The sequence below is a fragment of the Accumulibacter sp. genome (genome assembly GCF_031732815.1).
Classification (GTDB): domain Bacteria; phylum Pseudomonadota; class Gammaproteobacteria; order Burkholderiales; family Rhodocyclaceae; genus Accumulibacter.
In genome coordinates, this window is record NZ_JAVMKF010000122.1 from 1 (window position 1) to 5,194 (window position 5,194).

Sequence of the window (5,194 nt, forward strand, 5' to 3'; positions counted from 1 at the left end):
CGATGGCGGTGGGCAAGCGCCAGGCCGTCGGCGCCGCACGCGGCAACCAGCGTCTTGTGGCCGAGTTTGCGGTTGATCTCCATCAGGGCCATTCCGAAGGCCGGATCGTCGTCGATCAGCAGGATGACCTGGTCGCCGGCCGCCAGCCGCGCGCGGTCATCAACGATCGCTTTCGCCGGCTCGCTGCGCGGCGGCGCCTCGCCCGCCGGCAGACCTGCCGGGGCGACCTGGCCCGCCGGTCGCTCGGGCAGGCGCAAGGCAAACATGCTGCCCTTGCCCGGCACGCTGGTCAGCTCGATGTCGCCGCCCAGCAAGCGAGCAAAGCGCAGGCTGATGGTCAAACCGAGGCCGGTGCCACCGTATTCGCGCGAAGTCGAGCCATCGACCTGACGAAACGCCTCGAAGATCAGGCTCTGCTGATCCTCAGCAATGCCAATACCGGAATCCTGCACCTCGATGCGGATCGGCAGGCTATCGCCGACATGGCGGCGGAAACGCAGCGTGACGCCGCCCTCTTTGGTGAACTTGAACGCGTTGGACAGCAGATTGCGCAGAATCTGCCCGATCTTGTCCGCATCGCTGACAAAACTGCCGCGCACCTCGTCTTCGATGACAAAGCTCAGACCGCGCTCGTGCGCCGTCTGTTCGAACAGTTCCTGGCAGCTCGTCGCCAGCGCGCCGCTGTCGACCTCGGACCAGGTGAGGTCCATGCGACCCGCCTCGACCTTCGACAAGTCGAGCACATCGTTGATCAGCCGGAGCAAGTCTTCGCCCGAGCGGTGAATGATCTCCGCCTGCTTGGTCTCCTCCGGGTCAAGGTGCTGCTTCTCGTTGGCGATCATCATCTTGGACAGCAGGATGATGGCGTTCAGCGGCGTGCGCAGTTCATGCGACATGTTGGCCAGGAACTCCGACTTGTAGTGACCGGAACGTTCGAGTTCGCGCGCCCTGGCGTCGAGTTCCTCGCGCGATCGGCGCAACTCCACGTTGCTCTGTTCGAGCTGACGCTGCTGTTCCTGCAACTGCGCATTGGTTTGCTGCAACTCCTCGCTCTGCTGCTGCACCTGCTGCTGCTGTTCCTCCAGTTGGGCGTTGCTCTGGCGCAGTTCTTCGGCCTGCTGCTGCAACAACTGCTGCTGCTCCTCCATGCGTGCGTTGGCTTCCTGCAGGCGGCTGCTTTGCGCGCGTGCCTCCTGTTCCGCATTCTCCGCCACAGTGAGCAGAGCGCGCACGCGCTCCTGCTGTTGGGCAGCGTAGAGGAAGGCAGCGATCCTCTCGCTGGCGCCGAGCAGGAACTCGAGCTTGAGCGCGTCGAAGCGCTCGAAGCCCGCCAGTTCGACCACCCCCAGCAAGTCGTCTTCGCGCAGCAAGGGATACGTGTAGACGTAGTACGGAGCGGCGTTTACGACGCCGGTGACGACCGGCGTGGCGTCCGGCGCCACCGCGGTCAGGATGATCGGCTTCTTCTCGCGCGCGACCTGGCCGACGGCGCCCTCGCCAAACTGGAAGCGGTTGCCCAGATGCGCGCGCTGCACGTGCATGTAGCTGCCGAGCAAATCCAGCGTCCCGTCCTCCGGGCGATGAATGTAAAGGACGCCGCGGCCCGCTGCGAGGTAACGCCCGAGCACACTGATCGCCGTGTCCGCCTGCTGCTGCACCGACATCCCGCCGCTCAGCTCGCCCGACAAGGCGTTGTAGCCATCCTTGACCCAGTTGCGCGCCTCGTTCTCCTCCTGTGCCTGGCGCAGCATCTGGTTCATGCGGTTGACGGCCTTGCCGAGTTGGTCGCGCGCCGAGAGCAGCGGCGGATCGCGCGAGAAATCGCCCCGACCAATCGCTTCCGCGCGCTCGGCCAGGCGCACCAGCGTACCGATCATCACGTTGACCGAATACGCCATGCTCGAAGTATCGCCCGCTGCGACCGGCAACGACGCCGACAGGTCGCCCTCCGACAGTCGCTGCATGACCTCCTGCACCGCCGCCGGCTCGCCACCCAGAGGGCGGACGATGCTGCGCGTGATCAGAAAGGCGGTGATGCTCCCGCCGAGTAGCGCAAACGCCGCCAGCAGCGCCATCCAGAAGCGCGCCGTGGCATACGCCTGGTCGCTCTGGACAATCCTTTCGCGCGTGAACCGATCCTGCAGGTCCATGAATTCCCCGAGCAATTCCTGGACCTTGCGGTTACCGGGGAAAGCCCGTTCGAGCAACACGTGACCCGCCTCGGTGGTCTTGCCGGCGAGCCCAAGGGCGACGACCTGATCGTTGGCCGGTCGCGCTGCCTCGCGCGCTTCCTTGACTCGCGAGAGCAGTGCGCGGCCCTCGTCGGAGAGCGACTGCTTGTCGAGTTCATCCCAGGCACGCTCGAAATCCTGGCGCGCCTGCTCGATATCGCCCTTAACGTTACGAATCACCTCCGGATCGGTGACGATGACCAGCGTGCGGATGTCGCGCGCCATCCGGTATTCCGCCTCTGACAAGTTCTCGGCGACCATCAGGCGGGGCAGGTTGACCTGCCCAATCAACTTGACCTTGTCATCGAGCGAGGCCATGCTGACGAAGCCGAGCACGGTGATGCCGATCAGCAACGCAAGCAGCAGGCCAAATCCCAGGCCAAGGCGGTGGCCAACCTTCAGCTTGGCAAGCATCATGACACTCCTTCTCCGGTGCGCTCTGCCCGGTCGCCAGCCGTGCGGCGACACGAGCGCCGTGCCAGCCGCTCGTCCGGGTCAAGGATCTGTCGCAGGCAAGCGCCGTACGGCAACGACAAAAGCAGGGAAATCGCCAACATTCGAGTGAAAACCGAGGAGCAATCAGGCTGAATGGAAACCGAGGCAAAACATGTTATCAGACGATCGGGGCAAGGGTTGATTTCTGCTTGCGCTTTGCGCCGCGCGGATGCGCAATGCGCCGCACCGACCGCTTGGCGAGCTGGCGCGACGTCTTGTGCGAGCCCGGCCAAGCGGGTAATCTGCGCCCCTCCCAACTTGTGATACCTGCGCGCCGACGATGCCCGAGCACGATTTCCTGCACCGTTTCCTGTTCGAGCAACTCGCCGTGCGCGGCGAAATCGTCCAGCTCGACACCACTTGGCAGACCGTGCTGGCGCGCCGCGCGTATCCGCCAGCGATACGCCGAGTGCTCGGCGAAGCCAGCGCAGCGGCCGCGCTGCTCGCCGCCACGATCAAGTTTGCCGGCCGCCTGACGCTGCAGATTCAGTCGGCGGGACCGCTGCGCCTGCTCGTCGTGCAGGTCACCAGCGAACGCACGCTGCGCGCTCTCGCGCGCTGGGAAGGCGAACCTGAAACGGCCGCGCTGAACGACCTGTGCGCCGGCGGCAGGCTGATCCTGACCCTCGATCCGGGCCTGGGGCGGGAGCCGCATCAAGGCGTCGTCAGCCTCGATGGCGACACGCTGGCAAGCGCGCTGGAAACCTACTTCGCGCGCTCCGAACAATTGCCGACGCGCTTTCAGCTCGCTGCCGACGAGCGCGTCGCCGCCGGGTTACTGCTACAGCGGATGCCCGAGACGCAGAGCAAGGACCCGGATGGCTGGAACCGGCTGGCCACGCTGGCGGCCACGCTGCGCCCGGCCGAATTGCTCGAACTCGAGCCGACCGCCCTGCTCCACCGCCTCTTCCACGCTGAAGAAGTGCACCGCTTTGCGCCCGAGCGCTTCAGCTTCCGTTGCAACTGCTCGCGCGAACGCACCGCCAGCATGCTGCTCGCGCTCGGCAGCGATGAACTCCGGGAAACCGCCGACGAGCACGGCGACCTGCACGTGGACTGTGAGTTTTGCGGCCACCGCTACACCTTCGACTCGATCGACATCGCCGGCCTGCTCGCCGGCTGCCCGCCGGACGCCTGCGCGCTGCGCCATTGACCTCGCTCGCGCAGCCCGCCGGCGTTCCTCAGGGCGGATCGCCGACGACTTCCGCGTAGAGATCGTGTTCGTCCGCATCGACCACGCGCACCCGCAGAAAGTCGCCCGGCCTGGCGTGAAAATGACCTTCGACGAAGACCACCCCGTCGATTTCCGGCGCGTCGGCTGACGAGCGCGCGATCGTTCCCTCGTCGTCGACCTCATCGACGAGAACCTCGATTTCACGTCCGATCTTGCCTGCCAGCAGTTCGGCCGAGATATCCTCCTGCACCTCCATCAATCGCCGCCGCCGCTCCTCGCGGACTTCCTCCGGCAGCGCCCCGGGCAGTGCATTCGCCGCTGCGCCGGCAACCGGTGAATAGGCGAAACAGCCGACGCGATCGAGCCGGGCTTGCTCGATGAAAGCCAGCAGTTCCTCGAACTCGGCCTCGCTCTCGCCCGGGAAACCGGTGATGAAAGTGCTGCGCACGGTGATTTCCGGGCAGACGGCGCGCCAGGCCCGTATCCGCTCGAGATTGTTTTCCGCGCTCGCCGGGCGTTTCATCGCCGCCAGAATGCGCGGGCTGGCGTGCTGGAACGGGACGTCGAGGTAAGGCAGAATCTTCCCCTCGGCCATCAGCGGAATGAGTTCATCGACGCTCGGATAGGGATAGACATAGTGCAGGCGGACCCACACCCCGAGTTCGCCGAGCGCCTGACACAGCTCGCGCAGCCGGCTGCGTAGCGGTCGGCCACCGACGAAACTCGTGCGGTATTTCAGATCGACGCCGTAGGCGCTGGTGTCCTGCGCAATGACCAGCAGTTCGCGCACGCCGGCCGCCGCCAGCACCTCGGCTTCGCGCAGCACGTCGCCAATCGGCCGGCTGACCAGCGGACCGCGCAAAGCCGGAATGATGCAGAACGTACAGCCGTGATTGCACCCCTCGGAGATTTTCAGATAGGCAAAATGCTGCGGCGTCAGCTTGATCCCCTGCGCCGGAACGAGGCTGGTGAACGGTTCGTGCGGCTGCGGCAGATGCGCGTGCACGTGCTGCAGCACTTCGTCGGTTGCGTGCGGCCCGGTCACCGCCAGAACCTGCGGATAAGCCTGCCGGACGACATCGCCCTTCGCCCCCAGGCAACCGGTAACGATCACTTTACCGTTCTCGTTCAGCGCTTCGCCGATCGCCTCCAGCGACTCCTCGACGGCCGCGTCGATGAAGCCGCAGGTGTTGACCAGAACCAGATCGGCGCCGTCGTACGACGGAGAAATCACGTAGCCTTCGGCGCGCAGGCGGGTGAGAATCTGTTCCGAATCGACCAGCGCTTTCGGGCA

Annotated in this window: 3 protein-coding genes; 1 reads left to right on the plus strand and 2 read right to left on the minus strand. The window is 65.5% G+C overall.

Annotated elements, in window-relative coordinates; genetic code table 11:
• Positions 1–2,648, minus strand: a 2,648-nt coding sequence (locus RKP46_RS08805) for an ATP-binding protein (RefSeq protein ID WP_311106300.1), incomplete at its 3' end; no start/stop codon positions are given.
• Positions 2,649–3,006: 358 nt separating this feature from the next.
• On the opposite strand from RKP46_RS08805, the gene hslO reads away from it, so the two are divergent.
• Positions 3,007–3,879 carry an Hsp33 family molecular chaperone HslO gene (gene hslO, locus RKP46_RS08810; protein WP_311106301.1) on the plus strand — a complete coding sequence of 291 codons (873 nt, stop codon included), beginning with the start codon at positions 3,007–3,009 and terminating at the stop codon, positions 3,877–3,879.
• A gap of 28 nt (positions 3,880–3,907) precedes the next feature.
• On the opposite strand, the gene rimO is transcribed toward hslO, so the two are convergent.
• Positions 3,908–5,194: 30S ribosomal protein S12 methylthiotransferase RimO (rimO, locus tag RKP46_RS08815; RefSeq protein ID WP_311106302.1), on the minus strand; the 1,287-nt coding region annotated here is incomplete at its 5' end.